The sequence below is a fragment of the Sphingomonas sp. GV3 genome (genome assembly GCF_031082075.1).
Lineage (GTDB): Bacteria > Pseudomonadota > Alphaproteobacteria > Sphingomonadales > Sphingomonadaceae > Sphingomonas > Sphingomonas beigongshangi.
In genome coordinates this window covers 1,722,656-1,742,746 of record NZ_JARWLE010000001.1, presented here as the reverse complement: position 1 = coordinate 1,742,746, position 20,091 = coordinate 1,722,656, and the positions used below count along the sequence as shown (strand labels likewise).

25 protein-coding genes are annotated in these 20,091 nt (G+C 68.4%); 6 read left to right on the top strand and 19 right to left on the bottom strand.

Going from position 1 to position 20,091, the window contains the following annotated elements:
* Positions 1-2: 2 nt before the first annotated feature.
* Genes RF701_RS08185 through RF701_RS08160 form a run of 6 tightly spaced genes read right to left on the bottom strand, consistent with a single transcriptional unit; the run spans position 3 to position 3,811 of the window.
* A complete protein-coding gene (locus RF701_RS08185; RefSeq protein ID WP_210359370.1) occupies positions 3-686 on the bottom strand; it encodes an ATP12 family chaperone protein in 684 nt (227 codons plus the stop codon).
* Positions 683-901, bottom strand: a complete 219-nt coding sequence (locus tag RF701_RS08180) for a hypothetical protein (RefSeq protein WP_308814654.1) — start codon at positions 899-901, stop codon at positions 683-685. Before RF701_RS08180 ends, RF701_RS08185 begins: the two co-directional genes overlap by 4 nt.
* Positions 898-1,551 carry an HAD-IA family hydrolase gene (locus tag RF701_RS08175; RefSeq protein ID WP_210359369.1) on the bottom strand — a complete coding sequence of 218 codons (654 nt, stop codon included), beginning with the start codon at positions 1,549-1,551 and terminating at the stop codon, positions 898-900. The genes RF701_RS08180 and RF701_RS08175 overlap by 4 nt, the downstream gene beginning before the upstream one ends.
* A 5-nt stretch (positions 1,552-1,556) precedes the next feature.
* Entirely contained in the window at positions 1,557-2,657 is a 1,101-nt protein-coding gene (locus tag RF701_RS08170; RefSeq protein WP_308814652.1) for an RluA family pseudouridine synthase, read from the bottom strand.
* Positions 2,654-3,028, bottom strand: coding sequence for a fluoride efflux transporter CrcB (crcB, locus tag RF701_RS08165; protein WP_308814651.1), 375 nt, complete (start codon positions 3,026-3,028; stop codon positions 2,654-2,656). Before crcB ends, RF701_RS08170 begins: the two co-directional genes overlap by 4 nt.
* A gap of 54 nt (positions 3,029-3,082) precedes the next feature.
* Positions 3,083-3,811, bottom strand: coding sequence for a hypothetical protein (locus RF701_RS08160; protein ID WP_308814650.1), 729 nt, complete (start codon positions 3,809-3,811; stop codon positions 3,083-3,085).
* A gap of 88 nt (positions 3,812-3,899) precedes the next feature.
* Between RF701_RS08160 and RF701_RS08155 the strand changes: the two genes are divergently transcribed.
* Complete coding sequence (locus tag RF701_RS08155) at positions 3,900-4,199, top strand: hypothetical protein (RefSeq protein WP_374758606.1); 300 nt, start codon at positions 3,900-3,902, stop codon at positions 4,197-4,199.
* Between the two features lie 64 nt (positions 4,200-4,263).
* Here the strand turns inward: RF701_RS08155 and RF701_RS08150 are convergent, their stop codons facing one another.
* From RF701_RS08150 to RF701_RS08130, 5 genes are all read right to left on the bottom strand, one after another.
* Complete coding sequence (locus RF701_RS08150; RefSeq protein ID WP_203310233.1) at positions 4,264-4,854, bottom strand: glycine zipper 2TM domain-containing protein; 591 nt, start codon at positions 4,852-4,854, stop codon at positions 4,264-4,266.
* 150 nt (positions 4,855-5,004) lie between these two features.
* On the bottom strand, positions 5,005-5,430 hold the full coding sequence (locus tag RF701_RS08145; RefSeq protein WP_203310234.1) for an OsmC family protein: 426 nt from the start codon (positions 5,428-5,430) through the stop codon (positions 5,005-5,007).
* Between the two features lie 132 nt (positions 5,431-5,562).
* A complete protein-coding gene (locus RF701_RS08140; protein WP_203310235.1) occupies positions 5,563-5,877 on the bottom strand; it encodes a glycine zipper 2TM domain-containing protein in 315 nt (104 codons plus the stop codon).
* Positions 5,878-6,022: 145 nt separating this feature from the next.
* Positions 6,023-6,238 (bottom strand): hypothetical protein, encoded by a 216-nt coding sequence (locus RF701_RS08135; protein ID WP_308814649.1) that lies wholly within the window; start codon positions 6,236-6,238, stop codon positions 6,023-6,025.
* Positions 6,239-6,392: 154 nt separating this feature from the next.
* A complete protein-coding gene (locus RF701_RS08130; protein WP_308814648.1) occupies positions 6,393-6,977 on the bottom strand; it encodes a hypothetical protein in 585 nt (194 codons plus the stop codon).
* Positions 6,978-7,487: 510 nt separating this feature from the next.
* On the opposite strand from RF701_RS08130, the gene RF701_RS08125 reads away from it, so the two are divergent.
* Complete coding sequence (locus RF701_RS08125) at positions 7,488-7,712, top strand: hypothetical protein (RefSeq protein WP_308814646.1); 225 nt, start codon at positions 7,488-7,490, stop codon at positions 7,710-7,712.
* 336 nt (positions 7,713-8,048) lie between these two features.
* Complete coding sequence (locus RF701_RS08120; RefSeq protein ID WP_308814645.1) at positions 8,049-8,474, top strand: biopolymer transporter ExbD; 426 nt, start codon at positions 8,049-8,051, stop codon at positions 8,472-8,474.
* A 325-nt stretch (positions 8,475-8,799) separates the two neighbouring features.
* Here the strand turns inward: RF701_RS08120 and RF701_RS08115 are convergent, their stop codons facing one another.
* From RF701_RS08115 to RF701_RS08095, 5 genes are all read right to left on the bottom strand, one after another.
* A complete protein-coding gene (locus RF701_RS08115) occupies positions 8,800-9,450 on the bottom strand; it encodes a DUF6977 family protein (protein ID WP_210359358.1) in 651 nt (216 codons plus the stop codon).
* 3 nt (positions 9,451-9,453) lie between these two features.
* A complete protein-coding gene (locus tag RF701_RS08110) occupies positions 9,454-9,972 on the bottom strand; it encodes a DarT ssDNA thymidine ADP-ribosyltransferase family protein (protein ID WP_210359357.1) in 519 nt (172 codons plus the stop codon).
* 96 nt (positions 9,973-10,068) lie between these two features.
* Positions 10,069-11,127, bottom strand: coding sequence for a ribonucleotide-diphosphate reductase subunit beta (locus RF701_RS08105; RefSeq protein ID WP_210359356.1), 1,059 nt, complete (start codon positions 11,125-11,127; stop codon positions 10,069-10,071).
* A gap of 5 nt (positions 11,128-11,132) precedes the next feature.
* Entirely contained in the window at positions 11,133-11,411 is a 279-nt protein-coding gene (locus RF701_RS08100; protein WP_308814644.1) for a hypothetical protein, read from the bottom strand.
* A complete protein-coding gene (locus tag RF701_RS08095) occupies positions 11,408-11,608 on the bottom strand; it encodes a hypothetical protein (protein WP_308814643.1) in 201 nt (66 codons plus the stop codon). The genes RF701_RS08100 and RF701_RS08095 overlap by 4 nt, the downstream gene beginning before the upstream one ends.
* Positions 11,609-11,664: 56 nt before the next feature.
* On the opposite strand from RF701_RS08095, the gene RF701_RS08090 reads away from it, so the two are divergent.
* Complete coding sequence (locus RF701_RS08090) at positions 11,665-11,913, top strand: DUF2171 domain-containing protein (protein WP_024310411.1); 249 nt, start codon at positions 11,665-11,667, stop codon at positions 11,911-11,913.
* Between the two features lie 71 nt (positions 11,914-11,984).
* Here RF701_RS08090 and RF701_RS08085 read toward each other — a convergent pair whose 3' ends face one another.
* The 3 genes from RF701_RS08085 to RF701_RS08075 form a co-directional block, all read right to left on the bottom strand.
* Positions 11,985-12,359, bottom strand: coding sequence for a DUF559 domain-containing protein (locus tag RF701_RS08085; RefSeq protein WP_308814642.1), 375 nt, complete (start codon positions 12,357-12,359; stop codon positions 11,985-11,987).
* A gap of 243 nt (positions 12,360-12,602) precedes the next feature.
* A complete protein-coding gene (locus tag RF701_RS08080; RefSeq protein WP_210359344.1) occupies positions 12,603-14,528 on the bottom strand; it encodes a ribonucleoside-diphosphate reductase subunit alpha in 1,926 nt (641 codons plus the stop codon).
* Between the two features lie 462 nt (positions 14,529-14,990).
* Positions 14,991-17,633: an EAL domain-containing protein gene (locus RF701_RS08075; protein WP_308814641.1), complete on the bottom strand. Its 2,643-nt coding sequence runs from the start codon at positions 17,631-17,633 to the stop codon at positions 14,991-14,993.
* A 163-nt stretch (positions 17,634-17,796) separates the two neighbouring features.
* Here RF701_RS08075 and RF701_RS08070 point away from each other — a divergent pair, with 163 nt between their 5' ends.
* On the top strand, positions 17,797-19,344 hold the full coding sequence (locus tag RF701_RS08070; RefSeq protein ID WP_308814640.1) for a fumarate hydratase: 1,548 nt from the start codon (positions 17,797-17,799) through the stop codon (positions 19,342-19,344).
* Positions 19,345-19,504: 160 nt separating this feature from the next.
* A complete protein-coding gene (locus RF701_RS08065; RefSeq protein ID WP_308814639.1) occupies positions 19,505-19,939 on the top strand; it encodes a hemerythrin domain-containing protein in 435 nt (144 codons plus the stop codon).
* Positions 19,940-20,091: the final 152 nt, after the last annotated feature.

Below are 20,091 nucleotides of genomic sequence, written 5' to 3'. Positions count from 1 at the left end.
GGTCAGTCCAGCGCGCCGAGGAAGCGCACCGCGGCGTCATAGTCGTGGCGACGGCCGGCGCGGGCCTGCTCGGCGAGGGGGTCACGTCCCCAATGCTCGGCCTGCCAGTCCTCATCGACATTAGCGGCCGCCCAGATCGTATCGGCGTCGCCTGCACGCTCGATCAGCGCGAGCGCGAGCACGAGCGATCCGGTGATCGTCACGATGGGTGACAAAGCGGCGAGGCGGAAGCCGTCGAGCGCCGCAACCGCCTCACCCAGCCGCGCCAGGGTCGCTGCGGGCTGCGCCTGATGGACGATGCCCTGCGTGACCACGAAGTGCACGTCGTACCGGCTCCGCGCCCAGTCCAGCCATGGGTCCCATGCCGCGGCCTGGCGGTCGGCCAATTGTTCGGGCTCCGCGGCGCGATAGCAAAGCAGATCGCTCTCGCCATAGGCGGAAAGACCGGCGGCGAATGCGCCATGCTCGGGCCCGACGCGGTCGATCGCGGCATTGGCGAGGCCGGTGAGCGGCATCGCTCGCGGGTCCAGGGTGTCCCCGACCGCGTTCCATTCCGCCGCAACCGCGTCCGCCAGGGCATCGTTCGGCAGCGCGAGCGGCGTGCGACCGGGCGTACGCACGGGCCGCCCGTCCAGCGTCACGACGCGATCGGCATCGACCTGCGCCAGCTGCCAGAAACGTTTCATGCGCCCGGGCTCCGCCAGCGGTGCGCGAGGCTGGCGGGCACGATCGCGATCACCGCCAGCGCGGACAGGACGATCGCGACTCCGAGGACCTTGACCGGGATATCGTGCGTTCGCGCCGCGAGGATCATACCGAATACCGCACCGGCAGTCCCGGCCAGGCGGATGCCGACGAGCGCCATCCAGCGCCGCAACGCGAGCCGGTCCTGCGGCATCATGCGAGCATCCCCGGCAGCGCGTGCACCTCTTCGGCGACGACATCCGCGCCGGCGCGGGCGAGGTCGTCGCGATCGTGATAGCCCCAGGCGACCCCCACCGCGCGCGCGCCCGCGGCCTTCGCCATCGCCATATCGAAGCTGGTGTCGCCGATCATCGAGGTCTCATGCGCGGCCGCGCCTGCCTCCGCCATCGCGGCGAGCAACATCGACGGATCCGGTTTCGAAGGATGCCGGTCCGCCGTCTGCAGCGTGACGAAGCGATGCGTCAGGCCGTGATGCGCCAGGATGTGCGCCAGCCCGCGGTCGGACTTGCCGGTCGCAACGCCGAGCAGCCAGCCGTCCGTCTCCAGCCGGTCGATCACGGCGGCGATGCCGTCGAACAGGGGTTCCTCCGCCATGTCGCCGCTGGTGCGCAGGTCGAAGAAGGCCTGCTTGTAATCGGCCGCCATGCGGCGATGCGTCGCGTCGTCGTCTTGCGGCAGCAGCGCTTGCAACGCCTCGACCAGGCTGAGCCCGACGATTCGGCGGATCGCCGCGCGGGGCGGGGCGGGACGATTTGCGATGGCAAACGCCTCCTCCATCGCCCGGCAGATATTGGCCTGGCTGTCGACGAGCGTGCCGTCGCAATCGAACACGGCGAGACGCGGCATCCCGATCAGTCCCGATTGCCACGCCGGCGACGCTCGCCGCGGTGTTCCTTGCGCATCGTCTTGGCATGCGCCTTCGCCCGCTGCTTGAGGACCGCCTTCGGAGGCGGGCCCTTCTTCGGTTCCTCGAGCGGCATGGCATCGCCCTGCGCCTCCTCGAAGCCGAGGCTCGCCAGGCTTTCGGCGAAGTGCGTCGGCAGCGCGGCGACCTCGTCGAGCGACCCGCCGTCGGGATGGTCGACGCGGATGCGGCGCGCATGCAGGTGCATCTTGCGACTGATCCCGCCGGTCAGGAAGGCGGCAGGGCCGCCATATTTCCCGTCGCCGACGATCGGATGGCCGATCGCCGCCATGTGGACGCGCAGCTGGTGCGTGCGGCCGGTGAAGGGCTGGAGCTCCACCCAGCAGCAGCGATTGCCCGCCCGTTCGATCACCCGGTAGCGCGACCGGGACGGCTGGCCGTTTTCCTCGTCGACGTGCATCTTCTCGCCGCCGGTGCCGGGTTGCTTGGCGATCGGCAGGTCGACCATCCCGTCGTCGATCGAGGGCACACCGACGACCAGCGCCCAATAGACCTTGCGTGCGGTACGGCCGGAAAAGGCCTTGGCGAAGAAGGCCGCGGCGCGGCTGGTGCGGGCGACGAGCAGCGCGCCGCTCGTGTCCTTGTCGAGACGGTGGACGAGCTTTGGTCGGCTCTCCGCCTCGAACTGCAACGCATCCAGCAGCGCGTCGACGTGCTCCGTCGTCTTGGTGCCGCCCTGCGTCGCCAGGCCGGGCGGCTTGTTGAGGATGAGCGCCTGCGCATCCTTGTGGATGACCATTTCGCGGGCGAAGGCGATCTGGTCATCCGTCAGGGGGACACGCTCGCGCTGCGGGCGTGGGCTCGCCGCGACGGGAGCAGCTTCGGCCGGGGGAACGCGCAGCACCTGGCCGGCGGCGATGCGATCGCCGGGCGTGGCGCGGGCGCCGTCGACGCGGAGCTGCCCGGTGCGCGCCCATTTCGCGACGACGGTGAAGCTCGTCTCGGGCAGGTGGCGCTTGAACCAGCGGTCGAGGCGGATGCCGTCGTCGTCGATGCCGACGGTGAACTGGCGGACGGCGTCGCTCATGCCATGCCCCGTGCCAGGGCAAGGCCGCCGGCGAGCGCGAGGATCGATCCCGTCACCGAGACGAGCACATAGACGAGTGCGAGCGGGGCGGCGCCGCGCTCCATCATCGTCACCGCGTCCAGCGAGAAGGAGGAGAAGGTGGTGAAGCCGCCGAGCACGCCGACGCCGAGGAACAGGCGCCACGTCTCTCCGCCCGAACCGAGCCGCGCCAGGCTGCCGACGAGCAGGCCCATCAGCACCCCGCCGATCAGGTTCACGGCGAGCGTGCCGTAGGGAAAAGCGGGGCCGAGCAGGTGCAGCGTGGCGCGGCCGACAAGGTGCCGCGCGCCGCTACCGAGCGCGCCGCCGAGCATGACGAGGACGAGAGGCATGGCAGCCCCCTACCGGAAATGGGCGAGGAAGGGAAATGCCGCTGCGACGGCGCGTCAGCGCGTCACGAGGTCGACGTCGGTGCCGCCGCCGGGGCGGGGGGTGGCGTAGAGGATGAAGGCGGCATCGCCGTGCGTGCCGCCGAGTACGTGGCGGGCGCCGTCGGCCTGATGCTCCGCCGAATAGCCGGCGCGGGTGACCCGGGCATTATACCAGTCGAGGATGCGGCCGGTCGGCGCGCTGCTGGCAAAGCTGACGATGCGCAGCCCGCAGGCGTCGTTGCCGGCGGCCTCGAGGACGCGGGCGTCGGGGTAGAGCGGGACGTCGGCGGGAAGGCGGTTCGCCCAGCCGGCCGAATAGGAGACCGCCTGCGCACAGGCCGCCGTCGCCGGTGCCTGGCGGCGGGCGAGCTCGCCGAGCGTCAGCGCGCCGTCCGCCTTGCGGCACGCCGGACAATCGCCCTTCGCCGCTGGGACCGGCTTGAGGTCGGCGGCGGTCACGCCGTCGGGGCGGGCGCCGGCGTCGTCGGGCGGCACCGAGCCGGCATCGGGGCGGCTGGGCGGGCGGACGACATTGGTGTTGGCGCTCTGCGTCATCGCCGGATCGACCATGATCTGGTCGCGCAGCGCCGCGGTGAGCGCGGGGTCGCGCTGGTTGGCGGGCTTCGCCCCCTCGGTCAGCTCGCGGTCGAGGCTGTCGAGATCCTGCTGCGGCGGCGCGGCGGGCTTGCCGCAGGCGGCGAGCAGCGGGGCGAGCAGCAGGGGCAGGGCGCGAGTCGGCAACACGGGCGGGACCGTGCCGCGGCCGCCGCTAAGGAACAAGCGACAAGCGTGGTTAACCCGGCGCGACCGCGTCGCCGTGCCGGAGCGGGACGTGCCGGGGCGGGACGTGCCGGGGCAGGGCGGGGCGTCGGGGCTTGTCTGCCGGGGCGCAGGGGCCATCTTTGCGGACATGCTCAACATCATCTCCGTGCTGATCGGCCTCGTCACCCTGGTGCTGGGACTGACCGCCTTCGTGCCGCTGCTGGGCTGGCTCAACTGGCTGGTCATTCCGATCGGGATCGTCGGGGCGGCGGTGGGCGCATTGTCGTCGAGCAACGGCGGCCGTAACCTCAACCTGATCCTGATCGTCATCTTCGCCATCCGCCTGAGCCTGGGCGGCGGCATCCTCTGACGCGGGACGGGGCCCGGCGATCGCTCGCCGGGCCCCGCCCTTCGCAGGTCAGCCGATCAGCCGATCAGCGGCAGACGACCTGACCACGGTCCACCGACTGGCCGAGCAGCGCGCCGCCGGCGCCGCCGATCACCGTGCCGAGCAGACGCGAGCCGCCGCCGGCGATGACGTTGCCGAGCACGCCGCCCGCCAGGCCACCGACGATCAGACCCGTCGTGCCGTCCGACCGGCGGCAATAGTAGCGCCCGTCGTTGCCGCGGTAGACGCGGTCGTTCCGGGTCAGCCGGCGCGGCTGGTAGTAGCGGCCGTCGCGATAGTAACGGTCGGCATAATAAGCGCGCTGGCCCGGCGGCAGGCGGTTGTAGTCATAATTGCGCCAGCCGCGCCAATCGTCGCGGCGGTCCTGGCGGATGTCGCGCAGGTCTTCGCGACGGTCCTTGCGGGCGTCGCGGACCTGGTCGCGATAATCGCGCCGCGCCTCCCGCACGTCGCGCGGCGAATCGGCGTTGCGCAGGTCGCGGCGATAGTCGCGCTGCGCGTCGCGCACCTCCTTGCGATACTCGCGGTTCGCCTGCCACGGCGTGTCCTGTGCCGCGGCGGGGATCGCCGCCAGGGTGGTGGCGGCCAGCGCGGCCATCAGAAAGGCGTTACGCATCTGAGCTCTCCTTCATAATGCAGGTCAGGAAAACGGCCCGCGCGGGTGACAGTTGCGTGAACGGAAAACTACATCCGGTTCATGATCGGGACAGGGAGCCTGCCCATTCCGTCATCCCGATCCGCAGACCGGGATGACGGCCGCCGGCCTTCAGCCGAAGGTGGTTTCGAGCGTGATGTCGGCGTTGAGCACCTTCGACACCGGGCAGCCGGCCTTGGCCTCGTTGGCGATACGCTCGAACTCCGCCTGGTCGATGCCGTCGACATGGCCCTTCAGCGTCAGCGCAGAGCGCGTGATCGTGAAGCCGTCGCCGTCCTTGTCGAGCGTCACCTTGGCGGTCGTCTCGAGCGTGCCCTGGCTGTGACCGGCCTGCGCCAGCGCGAAGGACAGCGCCATGGTGAAGCAGCTGGCGTGCGCGGCGGCGATCAGCTCTTCGGGATTGGTGCCGGCGCCATCCTCGAACCGGGTGTTGAAGCCATATTGCGTGTCGCTGAGCACGCCCGACTGCGTCGAGACGTGACCCTTGCCATCCTTGCCGAGTCCTTCGTAGCGGGCCGAGCCCGAGCGCGTCACCATCGTCTGTCTCCTCAAGTCATCGAGAACGGGGCGCCGCGATTGCTCGCGACGCCCCGGCCCAACGCGTGAACGCGCATTTGGCGGCAACCGGAAAATGACGCGAAGATGAGCGTCACCCGGCCGCCGGCCGGATCAGCGGCAGCCGCGACGGCTGCGCTGGCTGCTGCGGTCGACCTCGCGGCCGAGCAGGCCGCCCGCCACCGCGCCGCCCAGCGTGCCGAGCGTGCGGTCGCCGCGCGTGTCGATCGTGCGCCCGAGCAGCGCGCCCGCGACGCCGCCGACGACGAGGCCGGTGGTGCCGTCCGGCTTGCGGCAGCGCAGGCGGCCGCGATCGTCGCGCCACTCGCGATACTTGTAGCGCTGGGCACCCGCCTGCGACACGGGCACCGCCATCGTCGCCGGGATCACCATCGCGGTACAGCCGAGGGCCAGCATGAACTTGCGCATCGTAACACTCCCTTTCATCCGAAAATCATGTTCAACCAACGCGGTCCGGATAGTGACGGTTGCATGAACCCACGACAACGTTCCGTTCAGGAAACGACACGGGCAACAGGCGCGCGCCCGGCCGCCCGGTTCAGCCCGCCCCGGTTCAGCCCAGCGTGTTGACCAGCGCCGCCACGTCGGGGTCCTGCGCGGGCGAGCCGTCGGGCGTGGCCTCTGGCGTCGGCGACGCGCCGGGCGTGGCGGGGGGCGCGCGATGCGGCCCCGTCAGGCCGCCCGCCATGTCGGCCACCGCCCATAACAGCCCCGCCGCCCAGAGCAGGGCGGCCCAGCGGCTGCGGAAGAGGCGGGGGCCGGGGATCATCGCACCCGCCGTCCTGTGGCACGCGCGCTTGCGATCGCGTTGCGGGACAGGGTTAAAGCGCCCCCGTGGCGCCCGAAAGGTCGCTAAGGTCACGGTGTTTCGCCTTCATCCCGGACGGCACCGCCGCCGCGCGGGCGGCGCGGGTGCGGTGCGCTCAGCAGCGCAGCGTCGGATCGTCGTCGTGCAGCGTATCCGCATCGTGCGGCGCGTCGGGGCAATCCTCCGCCGCGACGTCGCACAGCTGGTCGAGCGCACCGGGCAGCGCGCGCTGCGCCACGCCGACGCGGTCGGTGCCGAAGGCGTTGCTGGCGGAGGTCGGCCCGAACAGGTGCGGCATCGTCTTCGCCAGCAGGAATTCGGTCATGCGATCCGACGGCACGCGCGTCTCCGACACGATCGTGCCGTCCTTCCACTTCGTACGGATCGCGCCGTTGATCGCACGATCATAGGCGACCGCGAGCAGCCGGTGCCCGGCGGCGAGCTGCGCCTGCGTCCAGGCATGCGCGAAGGCGGCGGCGCGGGGATGGAGGCGCAGCCGATAGGCGGAGCGCGCGCTCATCCCCGCCACCTCCGCCGCGGCGGCGACGCTGCCCGTTTCGGCGAGCGTGGCGAGGAAGCGGCGCTGCCGATCCACCGTCCAGCCGTCCGCGCGCGTGCGCAGCGTCGGCGCGCGATAGGCGGGCGGCCCGGCATCGGCGGCTTTTGCGGACGGGGCGGACGGATCGGGCAGGGCGGGCATGGTCGACTCCTCGCGTCATTCTCCTTGCACCAATATAACCAAATAGGCTCGATTTGTCCAGATGGTTGGTACGGGCATGCGGATGGCCGGGGCGGGTAACGGATGCGGTTCTCGAGCTTGCGCACGCGCGTGATGGCGTTGGCGGAGGGGTGTGCCGGGCAGCCGGCGACGGGCGGCAAGGGGGGCGGCCGGCTGATCCTGTCGGCTTTTCAAAGGGGTGGCGGCGGGATCGCTTCGCATCGGTCGGAAAGCCGGCTACCGCCGGGTGCGAAGCTTGCCGCTCTGCGTCCTCGGGCTTAGGATGCCGCTTCCCGCGGAGACGCGGGCGGGGCCTAGAATCCTCGCAAGACAAGAGCCGGTCTCGATACGACCGGGTGGCGGACGCGCATGTCCAGGCCACCCGGCTAAAGGCGTCCGCGCCTAGCTCTGCTTAGGTTTCCACCACCCGGTTCTTCGAAGCGACGGCGTGCCCCCGGTGGGCACGCCGGCGGCTTCCCGAAGGGGGGTGTTATGACGAAGACGGTGGAAACGGCGATGACGCTGATGCTGATGGCGGTGGGGCTGCTCGACAAGGCGGGCGAGCGCGACGGGGCGGTGAAGCTGCGCGAGGCGATCGACACGGTGCGATGCGGCCCCGGCCTGACGGCGGCGGACCCGCCGTTGAACTATGGCGACGCGCCCGTGGCGCGCGGCGGGGTGCTGGCGCGGATCGCGGGCTGGTTCCGGCGGGAGTGACGGGCCCGGTGTGACACGCGGAGGTGGCGCGCGGGGGTAACGGGGCAGGGTGAGGACCGACCCCGGCGCCGGACTTATGGCGGGATGACATCGGGTCGAACCACGCCGTCATTGCGAGCGTAGCGAAGCAATCCAGCCCTTACTGGTCCGGCTCTGGATTGCTTCGCTCCGCGCGCAATGACGGATCAACGGAATGTCATCATGCTCTACTGCCGGACCCAGAGCCGAGTTCCAGCGCAGGATCGGCGTCGCCCCGACGCGGACCGGTCGCACGAAGCCGCTTGACGCCGTCCTGTAAACGTGATGCCATAACATCACATTGACGGGAGACGTGATATGCGACGCCAGCGTGCCTTCGCCCCTTCCTATGTCGCCGCGCCGGTCGGCGAGCCCTTGTCGGAGCTCAACATCACGCCGCTGATCGACGTCATGCTGGTGCTGCTGGTGATGATGATCCTGACCCTGCCGCAGGTGCTGCACAAGGTGCCGATCGACCTGCCGCAGGATGCGCCCGACGCCTATGTGCCGCGCAACGTCCACCGGCTGGAACTGACTCGGGCAGGCGGCGTGACGCTCGACGGCGCGCCGGTGGCCGACGCCGCGCTGCTCGCGCGGCTGGCGGCGGTGAAGGCGGATCCCAACGGCCTGCTGGTGATGCGCACCGACCCGGAGACCCGTTACGAACGCTTCGACCAGACGCTGGCGGCGGTGAAGCGCGCGGGGATCACGCGGCTGGGGTTTGCGGGGAATGGGCCGTTGTGAGCGACGCGCGTGACGGGGGTTATGCCGCGTGGAAGCGAGCGAAGATCGAGCGGGGATTGGCGCAGTGTCGTGACGGGTCCGCGATGATCCCGGCCGACGCGATCGTGGCGGAATTTGCGGCCGGACGCGACGGGCGCTCCGACGGCTCCGGGTGAACGGCCTGTGTTCCTGTGCACGCAGGAACCCAGAGTATAGGAGCGCAGCGTCCGTGACCCTGGGCTCCTGCGTACGCAGGAGCACGCGGGAGGATCATGCTGCGGGGCGGATGAGCGCGCTAGCATCCTTCGGCTAGCGTTTGCCTGGAATGGGCCTTGAAGAGGTAAGGCTACACGCTCGATCGTGACAGGATATCCGCGAAGTACGCGAAGGACGTCGAGCATTCGTCGAGTTCGCCGCGCCGTTGCAGCGACAGGAAGGTCGCGCAGGAGCGGGCCTGACAATTCAACGACTTTTCGGGATTGAACTCGATGTCGGTAAAGCCGGCGCACTGGCTCAGCCGCCTTAGCCAGTCCCGATGAGGATAGAGCGCGCGAATGTAGAGCCAGTCGTAGAAGGCCGTGGCAGGAGAGAGGGGAAAGTCCGCCCCCTCGAACCGGAAGCCGCGCAATTTGCCGGAATCCCGCAGACGTTGATCGCGCTTGGCCTCGCGGCTGTCCACCCAGTACAAATCGACATAGGGGCCGCCGCCTTCGAAAACCTTGCTTCCCTGAAAGGCGCATTCGAGCGTGGTCTCCCGCCCGTCTATCGCCGTCTTCAAGCTGAACGCGCTCAGTTTCCGTCCGATCTCCCGTTCCGATTTGCTGGATATTTCCAGCAGGGGCGTGAGCCCTTGCGCTGCGGCGCGGTGATGCAGCTCCGCCACGTTCTTCTTTTTCTGGCTGGCGGCCATGCCGGCATGCCACGGAAAGTGGATGGAAACCTCCCGCACCAGCGGGCCGTCTGTCAGTGCCGGCAGGAAGACGGGGCGTTGGGCCATAGCCTATTGGATATAGGCCGGCGGGATCCGAGTGGGAATAAGCAGTTCGTACCGCTCGGCTCGACGGAGCCGGTCCTGGATGGCCGCATCCGCCCAATCCGTCCTAGTATAGAGCACGTCGAGGTCCATGTGAGCGAGTGCCTGTGAAATCGGTATGGCTTGGACGTCTCTCGCGACGGCATTGTCCAGCGTCACCATGGTGCCGGGAGTTTTTACGACCTCTGGCAGGATCGAGAACCAGGCAAGTTCGCTCACCCGACGCTCTTCGATAGCCTGATGCGCCATGCCGTGCTTTTTGCGGAAGCACAGATGGACGTAGCGGTCCATTCCCGTTCGCGCATCCAGTTCCTGGCTCAGTGCATTGCCGCCAGCGACGTGCCTCAGTCGCCGTTGGCGTAGTTCCGCCATACTTAGAAGGCCATGTTCACGAATCGAGGCGACGTTTTCGTTTGCCGTGAAGTGGAAGAACGTTCTCTGCTGGCAATTGGCTCTGACGAGACGGATGAAATTCTCGATCGGCATTGGGGCCTATCCTTTTCCATAAGGAAAAGGATAGGGCTCCCAATGCTACACAAGGCCAAAATGGTCCGAAATCGTTCTATCTGTTGCCTCAGTCCGTCACTCCGCCGCTACCCCGGCCCGCGAGAACATATCACCCTCGACGGCGCCCGCGTCCTCGTTCGCCGGCTTGGCGCCCTTGGCCTTCTGGCGCTTGTCGAAGCTGTCCCAGACGTCGTTCCACTGGCCCTTGGTCGCCGCCTTCGAATATTCGGTCGCGCGGGTTTCGAAGAAATTGGCGTGCTCGACACCGTTGAGCAGCGGCGTCAGCCACGGCAGCGGGTGCTCGTCGATCATGTAGATCGGCTTCAGGCCCAGCTGGCCCAGCCGCCAGTCCGCGATGTAGCGGATGTACTTCTTGATCTCCTTGGGCTTCATCCCCTCGACCGGGCCCATCTCGAACGCCAGGTCGATGAAATTGTCCTCCAGCCGGATCGTCGTCTGGCACACGTCGGCGATGTCGTCCTTCACCGCCTTGGTCAGGCACTGCCGCTCCTGGCAGAAGGCGTGGAACATGCGGATGATGCCCTCGCAATGCAGGCTTTCGTCGCGCACCGACCAGCTGACGATCTGGCCCATGCCCTTCATCTTGTTGAAGCGCGGGAAGTTCATCAGCATCGCGAAGCTCGCGAACAGCTGCACGCCCTCGGTGAACCCGCCGAACATGGCGAGCGTGCGCGCGATGTCCTCGTCGCTGTCGACGCCGAAGTTCTGCATGTAGTCATGCTTGTCCTTCATCTCGGCATATTCGAGGAAGGCGCCATATTCGCTCTCGGGCATGCCGATCGTGTCGAGCAGATGGCTGTAGGCGGCGATGTGCACCGTCTCCATGTTGCTGAACGCGGTCAACATCATCTTGATCTCGGTCGGCTTGAACACGCGGCCGTACTTCTCGTGGTAGCAATCCTGCACCTCGACGTCCGCCTGCGTGAAGAAGCGGAAGATCTGCGTGAGCAGGTTGCGCTCGTGATCCGTCAGCTTCTGCGCCCAGTCGCGGCAATCCTCGCCCAACGGCACCTCTTCGGGCAGCCAGTGGAGCTGCTGCTGACGCTTCCAGAACTCGAACGCCCAGGGGTATTCGAACGGCTTGTACTGCTTGGAGGCTTGGAGGAGGGACATGGGGGTTACTCCGGAACAAAAAGAAGAAGACTGAGAGAAGCGATGGACAGGATAAAGAGCAGCGCGCCGAGCAGGCGCCGCTGCCGTATGCTGGCGATCGGGCGATAGGCTTGCAGGCTGCGCAACTCGTCGGCGTAGGCGTCGGCGCCGCGGGCGAGGCGATCGCCCAGCAGGCGGTCGTGCCGCGCCTGCGCCTCTGCCAGCTGGCCGCGCGTATCCAGCAGCAGGCGGCCACCGTAGGCCGCCATCAGAATGGAGGGGATGATCGAGACGATCCTGTTCATCCCGCCATGCTCCATCGCTGCATCGCGCCCGCGCCGGCGGCCAGCATGATGCCCGCGGCGAGCGCCATGATGCCCGTCATGCGCAGCACATAGGCGCGCGCCGCGCCGCCGGGGCGGAGCAGCAGCAGCAGGCAGCCCGCCCCGACCAGCAGCAGCAAGGCGGCGACCGCGTACATGATGGCGACCTGGCGGATCATGCATCCATTCCCCGCGATGCTCGTTTCGCGTCCGACCCCCTTGAAGGAGACCCAGCATGCACGACCATAGCAACATCAAGGAACATATGAAGGTCATCGGCGCCGACGGCGTTCATGTCGGCACCGTCGACCATGTCGAGGGCGAGCGCATCAAGCTGACCAAGACCGACTCGCCCTCCACCGAGGACGGGCAGGGCGCCAAGCATCACTACCTGCCCGCCGGTCTGGTCGCGGAGATCGAGGGCGACACCGTCCGCCTGTCGGCCACCGCGCAGAACGCGCAGGACATGTTCGAAGAGGCGTGAGCCTTTTTTCCCTCTCCCCCCGTGGGAGAGGCCCGCAGCCGCAGGCTGTGGGAAGGTGAGGGTGGCACCGGTCATGCGGTGCCACCCTTTTGCTTGCCCGCCAGATTCGCGCCGATGCGCGCCACGACACCGTCGAGGTTCGTCATCACATCGGCGTTGGCGAAGCGGATCACGACATAGCCTTCGGATTCGAGGAAGCGGGTGCGCTGCGCGTCCCGTTCCGGTTTCAGCGCATGGTCGTCGCCGTCGATCTCGATGATCAGGCGGATCGAGAAACACAGGATGTCGGCAAAGAAGGGGCCGACCGGTGCCTGGTGGCGCCATTTCAGCGCCGGATAGGCCTCGCGTAGCGCGCGGAGCAGGCGGCGTTCGGGCTCGGGCGCGTCGCGGCGCAGCTGTCGGGCGCGGGGAACCGTACCGATCGGCTGTCGCTCGTAGAGGCGCACCTGCCCTCACCCTTCCGCCGCTTCGCGGCTCCCTCCCTCTCCCATGGGAGAGGGAATTGCCGGCCGCCTCAACCCCTCTCCCCCCGGGAGAGGGAGGGGCCCGCCCGGCGCAGCCGGGTGGGAGGGTGAGGACAGCCTTTCTGACCACATCCGCCACGCCGTCAGACATCGGCGGCGTTGCCGCCGCTGCTGCCCGCCGTGGCGGGTCTTCGGATCGCTACGCGATCCGAAGCCGCCCGCACCTCACTGACAGGCGAGGCATTCGTCATAGTCCGTCGTCTCGCCGATCTCGAACTTGGGCGCGCTGATCGTATTGTCCGCCTCGACGCCGCCCGAACCCGCGAAGCCGGCGCGCTGCACCGACTTGGAGCGCAGGTAGTAGAGCGACTTGATGCCCAGTTCCCAGGCGCGGAAGTGGAGCATCAGCAGGTCCCACTTCTCGACGTCCGCCGGGATGAACAGGTTCAGCGACTGCGCCTGGTCGATGTACGGCGTGCGGTCGCCGGCGAGCTCGAGCAGCCAGCGCTGGTCGATCTCGAAGCTGGTCTTGTAGCAATCCTTCTCCTCCTGGCTGAGGAAGTCGAGGTGCTGGACGCTGCCGCCATGCTCGAGGATCGAGTTCCACACCGCGTCGGAGTTCTTGGACTTCTCCTTGAGCAGCTTCTCCAGATACGGATTCTTGACCGAGAAGCTGCCCGACAGCGTCTTGTGCGTGTAGATGTTGGCGGGGATCGGCTCGATGCAGGCGCTGGTGCCGCCGCAGATGATGCTGATCGACGCGGTCGGCGCGATCGCCATCTTGCAGCTGAACCGCTCCATCACGCCGACGTCGGCGGCATCCGGGCAGGGCCCGCGCTCGGCGGCGAGCGTCATCGACGCCTGATTCACCTGCGCGTTGATGTGCTTGAAGATCCTGAGGTTCCAGCTCTTCGCCATCGCGCCTTCGAAGGGCAGGCCGCGCGCCTGGAGGAAGGAGTGGAAGCCCATCACGCCCAGGCCCACCGAACGCTCGCGGCCGGCGGAATAGGCGGCGCGCTCCATGCCCGGCTCGTGCCGGTCGATGTAATCCTGCAGCACGTTGTCGAGGAAGCGCATCACGTCCTCGATGAACTGCTTGTCGTCCTTCCACTCGTCCCACGTCTCGAGGTTGAGGCTGGACAGGCAGCAGACCGCGGTGCGGTCGTTGCCGAGATGGTCGACACCGGTCGGCAGCGTGATCTCGCTGCACAGGTTCGACGTCGACACCTTGAGCCCCAGCTCGCGGTGATGGCGCGGCATCGCCTTGTTCACGTGATCGGCGAAGACGATGTACGGCTCGCCGGTCGCGAGGCGGGTCTCGACCAGCTTCTGGAACAGCGCGCGCGCATCGACCTTGCCGCGGACCGAGCCGTCCTTGGGGCTCTTCAGCTCCCACTCCCGGCCATCGCGCACCGCCTCCATGAAATCGTCGGTCAGCAGCACGCCGTGGTGAAGATTGAGCGCCTTGCGGTTGAAGTCGCCCGACGGCTTGCGGATCTCGAGGAACTCCTCGATCTCCGGGTGACTGATGTCGAGATAGCAGGCGGCGGAACCGCGGCGCAGCGAGCCCTGCGAGATCGCCAGCGTCAGCGAGTCCATCACGCGGACGAAGGGGATGATGCCGCTGGTCTTGCCGTTGAGGCCGACCGGCTCGCCGATGCCGCGCACATTGCCCCAATAGGTGCCGATGCCGCCGCCGCGCGACGCCAGCCAGACGTTCTCGTTCCAGGTGTCGACGATGCCGTTGAGGCTGTCGGGCACCGAGTTGAGGTAGCAGCTGATCGGCAGGCCGCGACCCGTGCCGCCGTTCGACAGCACCGGCGTCGCGGGCATGAACCACAGGCGGCTGATATAGTCGTAGATCCGCTGCGCATGCGCGGCGTCGTCGGCATAGGCGGAGGCGACGCGCACGAACAGGTCCTGGAAGCTCTCGCCCGGCAGCAGGTAGCGATCCTTCAGCGTCTCCTTGCCGAAGTCGGTGAGCAGCGCGTCGCGGCCGTGGTCGACGTCGAGCGCATAGGGGCGCGCGACCGCGCGACTGCCGGTGGCGGCAGGCGCCGCCGCGACGTCGCCGGACGCGGGGTCCTGAGCCAGGATGGGAGCGAGCATATCGGTGGTCATGACTGCGTCCTGCGTATCCCTGAAATCCATCGCCAAAAGCGCTCCTTCACATCCGTCTTCGCCTGCGCTTCGGCAGCGGCACGGGCGGTTGTTCCGTCCATGGCGCCGATCGGCGGAGACCCGACATATTTCGCCTGGTCGAGGGCGCGCGGCGCCTTTCCACACCCTATATAGGGTATGTGATCGACACCAGTAGTAGGGTGCTCCCCCGAGACCAACCCCAACAAATTGTGGCAAACCGTCGCGGGAGGCAAGAGGATTAATGGCGTGCCGGCCGTCCGGTTCCCGTCGTTTCCGGACCGTCCTAGCAGGCTCGAACGCGCGACGCGCGGACTTCTGCGGGTTTCCCAAAGTGCAAGCGCAGAAGCCGCCTGGAAAAAAATTTTCACCGGCCGCCGATGGGTCCGAGACGGGCGGGAACGGCAGGCGCCGCCGCTTCGCCGGAAGGGGCGGCCGCGCGAGGTTGCGGCGCCACGCGCCGCCCATGGCGGGTCAGGCGGTGCGGCGCAGCGGGCGGGCCGGCTGGGGCGCCAGGCGCGACAGGTCGAATTCGTGGAGAAAATGCAGCCCCGCCCGGCCGTCGTGGGCCCAGGCGACGCGCGCGGGCACCATTTCATGCTCCACCAGCTCGATCGACACGTCCATGCCGACCGAATTGCCGGCGATCGACAGCCCCTCAACCATCACCCCCATGGGCGAGATGTTGCGGATGCGCACGTCGCCGGTGGCGCTGCCGACCGTGATCCGTGCGGTGCGCAGCATCTTCGTACGCGGGCGCCGGCTGACCTTGTGGCCGGTGGGCGCGATCACGCCGCCGCCGAGCTGGCCGACGACCTCGGGGTCGAGCACGGGCGGGCCGTAGACGAAGCCCTGGATGTGGCTGACGCCCAGCGCGCGGACCAGCGCGATCTCGTCCTGTACCTCCACGCCCTCGGCGGTCGTTTCCATCCCCAGCGTGTCGGCGAGCGTGACGATCGCCTTGATGATCGCCGCGTTGCGGCTGGCGGGCTGCGCCGCGCCGCGCACGAACGACTGGTCGATCTTGATCTTGTCGAACGGCGCATTGCGGAGATAGCCGAGCGAGGAATAGCCCGTGCCGAAATCGTCGAGGCTCAGGCGCACGCCAAGCCCCTTCAACGCCTTGAACATCGCGTCCGACGAATCGTTGAGGAACGCGGTCTCGGTGATCTCCAGCTCGAGCCGATGCGCGGCGAGTCGGGCATGCGCAAGCGCGCTGGCGACGAGCGTGGGCAGCGTCGGGTTGGCGAACTGGAGCGGCGAGACGTTGACCGCGACGCGGACGGCGCGCGGCCAGCACGCGGCGGCGGCGCAGGCGGTCCGCAACACCCATTCGCCGATCGGTGCGATCAGGCCCGATTCCTCAGCGACGGGGATGAAGGTGGCGGGCGAGATCGGCCCCTGCGTCGGGTGGTTCCAGCGCAGCAGCGCCTCATAGCCGACGATCCGCTCGTCGACCGTGCCGACCAGCGGCTGATAGACGAGGTGGAACTGCCCCTCCGCGAGCGCGGTGCGCAGATCGTCCTCGAGCTGCTTGCGCGTGCGCGCGCCGGCCAGCATCGCGTCGGTGTAGAAGCGATGCACGCCGCGCCCGTCCGCCTTCGCGGCATAGAGGGCAAGGTCCGCGTTGCGGATCAGCTCCTCGGCATCCTCGCCATGGTCGGGCGCGATGGCGATGCCGATCGAGCAGCCGATCGATACCGACGTGCCGCTGATGAAATAGGGTTGCGACAGCGATTCGATCAGCTCCTGCGCCAGCTGGGCGAGGGCGTTGCGCTTGTCGAGGCCGGGGAGCAGCACCTGGAACTCGTCGCCGCCGAGCCGGCCGACGAGCCCCGCGTCGCCGACGCCGCGCTGGAGACGCTGCGCCACCTGGACGAGCAGCGCGTCGCCCGCCTGGTGGCCGAGCGTGTCGTTGACTGCCTTGAACCGGTCGAGGTCCATCAGGAAGAGCGCGGCGGGACGATAGGAGGCGCCCTGCTGCTGCAGCGTCTTGTCCAGGCTGTGGCGCATGCGCTGGCGGTTGGCGAGGCCGGTGAGGCTGTCGAACAGCGCGAGACGCGTGATCTCGGCTTCCGAACGGCGCCGCTCGGTGAGGTCGCTGCCGGAGCCGATGAATCCCTGGAACCGGTCGAGATGGTCGATCAGCGGACGGCCGGAGATCGACCACCAGCGCCGTTCCCCTTCCGGCTGGCCGTCGTCGCGCACCGCGCGGACGGTATAGTCGGCGAAGGACGTCCGCGAAGAGAGATGGAAGGCGAGCGTGCGCTCCGTGCCCGGCGCGACGCTGTCCATCTGGAACAGGTCGGTGAGCAATTGCCCGATCGGCGCCTGCCCGTCGTAGGTCAGGTCGCCGGCGACCTTGTCCGATAGGTAGGTGAGGCGTCCGTAGCGATCGGTCTGCCAGAACCAGCCGTTACCATGCGCCTCGAACTCGCCGATCATGCGCGCGGCCGACTGGCCCGCTTCGCGGTCGCGGATCGACGCACGGGCGGCGGCGGCCTCGACGCGGGCGATGCGCAGGACGGCGGCGACGAGCGCGACGAGAAAGCAGGCGGCGAGGAGCGTCGCCAGCCATTGCTGCGACACGACGCCGAGCGTGACGACGAGGCTGGTGAGGAAGCCCAGGGACGCGGCGCGTAGCGGATGGATCGCGAGCGCGGTCGCGATCAGCGCGGCCAGCGTGGCGACGAAGGCCGCGGTCTGCGTCGGACCGTCGGCGAGGCCGGTCGTCGTCCACAGCATGGCGGTCAGCGTCGCCGCGATCCCCGCGCTGCCGACGACGAGCGCGCGCATGCGCAGGTGGATGGGCCAGCGCTGGCGTTCGCCCTGGCCCAGCAGCAGCCACAGACAGGCCGCCAGCGCGATCATCGCCGCGGCTTCCAGCGCGGAGACGCCGGCGATCCACGACTGTCCCTGAACGACCGCGACGATCGGGAGCACCGCCGCGGCGGCGACTGCCATCATGCCGGCAAAGGGCCAGGTCACGGCGGCGGTCCGCAGGCGCGCGGCATGCTGGCGCGTGATCGGATCGTCGTGATCCTCCTTCAGGCCGAGCAGGTGCCAGACGGAGCCTTTTTCCGTATCTTGCTCAGGTTTTGGAAGAAAGGCCCGCATATCCGATCCTTATGTGCCGAATCGTTTCCGAAGGGTTGCGAGGGGTGGGTGCGGTGGCGGACCGAGGGCGGTTTGCAGCGACCCATGCGGCCGGGTGGACGGGACTTGGATTGGCGCGGGGGGGCGCCTAAGGCTGCCCAGGTAAAAAGGAGCTTGCGCCCCCGTGACTTCCGTGACGCCCGTGACCATCCGCCCCGACGACCTGATCGACAGCGTCGCCGACGCGCTGCAGTTCATCAGCTACTACCACCCGATGGATTACATCCGCGCGCTGGGCGAAGCCTATGCCGCGGAGCAGAGCCCCGCCGCCAAGGATGCGATGGCGCAGATCCTGACCAACAGCCGGATGTGCGCCGAGGGGCATCGGCCGATCTGTCAGGATACGGGCATCGTCACCGTCTTCGTCAAATGGGGCCAGGACTGCCGCCTGGAGGGCGACCGGTCGCTGCAGGAAGTCGTCGACGAGGGCGTGCGGCGCGCCTATCTGCACCCCGAGAACAAGCTGCGCGCCTCGATCCTGGCGGACCCGGCGTTCACGCGACGCAACACGCGAGACAATACGCCGAGCGTGCTACACGTCGAGATGGTGCCGGGCGCGCAGGTGCATGTCGACGTCGCGGCCAAGGGCGGCGGCAGCGAGAACAAGACCAAGTTCAAGATGATGAATCCCAGCGATTCGATCGTCGACTGGGTGCTGGAAATGATCCCGCAGATGGGCGCGGGCTGGTGCCCGCCGGGGATGCTGGGCATCGGCATCGGCGGCACCGCCGAAAAGGCGATGGTGCTCGCCAAGGAATCGCTGATGGGCCAGATCGACATGGCGCAGCTGAAGGCGCGCGGGCCGAAAAACGATCTGGAGGCGCTGCGCATCGAGCTGTTCGACAAGGTCAATGCGCTCGGCATCGGCGCGCAGGGGCTGGGCGGGCTGTCGACGATCCTCGACGTCAAGATCCTCGACTGGCCGACGCATGCCGCATCGAAGCCGGTGGCGATGATCCCCAATTGCGCCGCGACCCGCCACGCGCATTTCACGCTCGACGGCAGCGGGCCGGTGTTCCTCGAGGCGCCGAAGCTCGACGAATGGCCCAGGGTCGACTGGCAGCCCGACAGCGCCGCGATCCGCGTCGACCTCGACACGCTGACGCCCGAGGTGGTGGGGACGTGGAAGCATGGCGACCGACTGCTGCTCAACGGCAAGATGCTGACCGGGCGCGACGCTGCGCACAAGCGGATCGCCGACATGCTGGCGAAGGGCGAGGAACTGCCCGTCGATTTCAGGGGGCGCGTGATCTATTACGTCGGCCCGGTCGACCCGGTCGGCGAGGAAGTGGTCGGCCCCGCCGGCCCGACGACCGCGACGCGGATGGACAAGTTCACGCGCATGATGCTGGAGCAGGGGCTGCTCGCGATGGTCGGCAAGGCGGAGCGCGGGCCGGCGGCGACGGAGGCGATCCGCGACCACAAGTCGGCCTATCTGATGGCAGTCGGTGGCGCAGCCTACCTGGTCGCGCGCGCGATCAAGGGCAGCAAGGTCGTCGGCTTCGCCGATCTGGGCATGGAGGCGATCTACGAGTTCGAGGTGAAGGACTTCCCCGTCACCGTCGCGGTCGATGCGGAAGGGCAGAACGTCCACGCGCTCGCGCCGCTGGTGTGGCGCGAGAAGATCGCACGGGCGAGGGAAGCCGGAGAGGGGCTGCTGCAGCCGGCGTGACCCGCGCGGGACGCGCGCGATGCGCGACGGGGCAAGCGCGCCGTGTCGGGTGCCGCATGCCGGCTAAGATGCTTTAACGAAAGGGAAACTCCGTACTCCTTACGCCGAGTCCCGGATCGCCGGGGGGCGATGCCACTGGTCTTGGCAAGGGGGGACGGATATGCTCAGCCGACTGACGCTGTCTGCGGAACATGAGGAATTGACGGATCTGGCCGCGGCGCTCGTCGACTGCGTCGGCGCGGCGGCACCGCGGCCGGATGCGGTCGGGCGGATCCGCTGGCAGCTGACCCGCAAGCTGCTCGCGCATCTCGCGAAGGAGGACAATCTTCTCTACCCGCGGCTGAAGGCGGGCAGCGATGCGCGTGCGGCGGCGCTCGCGCATCGCTTCGCCGACGAGATGGGGGACCTGGCGCATCGGTACCGCGCCTATATCGCGGACTGGCCCGCAGACAGGATCGCAGCCGACTGGCGCGGGTTCGGCTTGGAAACCCGCCGCATCGTGCAGACGCTGAACCACCGGATCATGCGCGAGGAGACGGCGCTCTACGCGCTCCTGCCAGGGACACCGCCGCAGCCCGGGCGCAACGCCGCCTGACGCCTCAGTCGTCGCCCTGCCAGCGCACCGTCTGGCGTGGAGGGAAAAGGTGGTGAATGGAGGGTGCATGCGCGGGTAGGGCCCGACGGCTGCCGTAGGCGAGGATCGCGCATCATGTGCGGCTGTCGGTAGGTGTCGCACGTGCGTCGAGG

Excerpts from the sequence above, each read along its gene's own strand:
- crcB (WP_308814651.1), bottom strand. The coding sequence starts at position 3,028 with ATGCCTCTCGTCCTCGTCATGCTCGGCGGCGCGCTCGGTAGCGGCGCG.
- RF701_RS08135 (WP_308814649.1), bottom strand. The coding sequence starts at position 6,238 with ATGATCCCCGGCCCCCGCCTCTTCCGCAGCCGCTGGGCCGCCCTGCTC.
- RF701_RS08150 (WP_203310233.1), bottom strand. The coding sequence starts at position 4,854 with ATGCGTAACGCCTTTCTGATGGCCGCGCTGGCCGCCACCACCCTGGCG.
- RF701_RS08125 (WP_308814646.1), top strand. The coding sequence starts at position 7,488 with ATGACGAAGACGGTGGAAACGGCGATGACGCTGATGCTGATGGCGGTG.
- RF701_RS08065 (WP_308814639.1), top strand. The coding sequence starts at position 19,505 with ATGCTCAGCCGACTGACGCTGTCTGCGGAACATGAGGAATTGACGGAT.
- RF701_RS08120 (WP_308814645.1), top strand. The coding sequence starts at position 8,049 with ATGCGACGCCAGCGTGCCTTCGCCCCTTCCTATGTCGCCGCGCCGGTC.
- RF701_RS08095 (WP_308814643.1), bottom strand. The coding sequence starts at position 11,608 with ATGATCCGCCAGGTCGCCATCATGTACGCGGTCGCCGCCTTGCTGCTG.
- RF701_RS08115 (WP_210359358.1), bottom strand. The coding sequence starts at position 9,450 with ATGGCCCAACGCCCCGTCTTCCTGCCGGCACTGACAGACGGCCCGCTG.
- RF701_RS08140 (WP_203310235.1), bottom strand. The coding sequence starts at position 5,877 with ATGCGCAAGTTCATGCTGGCCCTCGGCTGTACCGCGATGGTGATCCCG.
- RF701_RS08100 (WP_308814644.1), bottom strand. The coding sequence starts at position 11,411 with ATGAACAGGATCGTCTCGATCATCCCCTCCATTCTGATGGCGGCCTAC.
- RF701_RS08145 (WP_203310234.1), bottom strand. The coding sequence starts at position 5,430 with ATGGTGACGCGCTCGGGCTCGGCCCGCTACGAAGGACTCGGCAAGGAT.
- RF701_RS08175 (WP_210359369.1), bottom strand. The coding sequence starts at position 1,551 with ATGCCGCGTCTCGCCGTGTTCGATTGCGACGGCACGCTCGTCGACAGC.
- RF701_RS08075 (WP_308814641.1), bottom strand. The coding sequence starts at position 17,633 with ATGCGGGCCTTTCTTCCAAAACCTGAGCAAGATACGGAAAAAGGCTCC.
- RF701_RS08130 (WP_308814648.1), bottom strand. The coding sequence starts at position 6,977 with ATGCCCGCCCTGCCCGATCCGTCCGCCCCGTCCGCAAAAGCCGCCGAT.
- RF701_RS08110 (WP_210359357.1), bottom strand. The coding sequence starts at position 9,972 with ATGCCGATCGAGAATTTCATCCGTCTCGTCAGAGCCAATTGCCAGCAG.
- RF701_RS08185 (WP_210359370.1), bottom strand. The coding sequence starts at position 686 with ATGAAACGTTTCTGGCAGCTGGCGCAGGTCGATGCCGATCGCGTCGTG.
- RF701_RS08080 (WP_210359344.1), bottom strand. The coding sequence starts at position 14,528 with ATGGATTTCAGGGATACGCAGGACGCAGTCATGACCACCGATATGCTC.
- RF701_RS08170 (WP_308814652.1), bottom strand. The coding sequence starts at position 2,657 with ATGAGCGACGCCGTCCGCCAGTTCACCGTCGGCATCGACGACGACGGC.
- RF701_RS08090 (WP_024310411.1), top strand. The coding sequence starts at position 11,665 with ATGCACGACCATAGCAACATCAAGGAACATATGAAGGTCATCGGCGCC.
- RF701_RS08180 (WP_308814654.1), bottom strand. The coding sequence starts at position 901 with ATGATGCCGCAGGACCGGCTCGCGTTGCGGCGCTGGATGGCGCTCGTC.
- RF701_RS08105 (WP_210359356.1), bottom strand. The coding sequence starts at position 11,127 with ATGTCCCTCCTCCAAGCCTCCAAGCAGTACAAGCCGTTCGAATACCCC.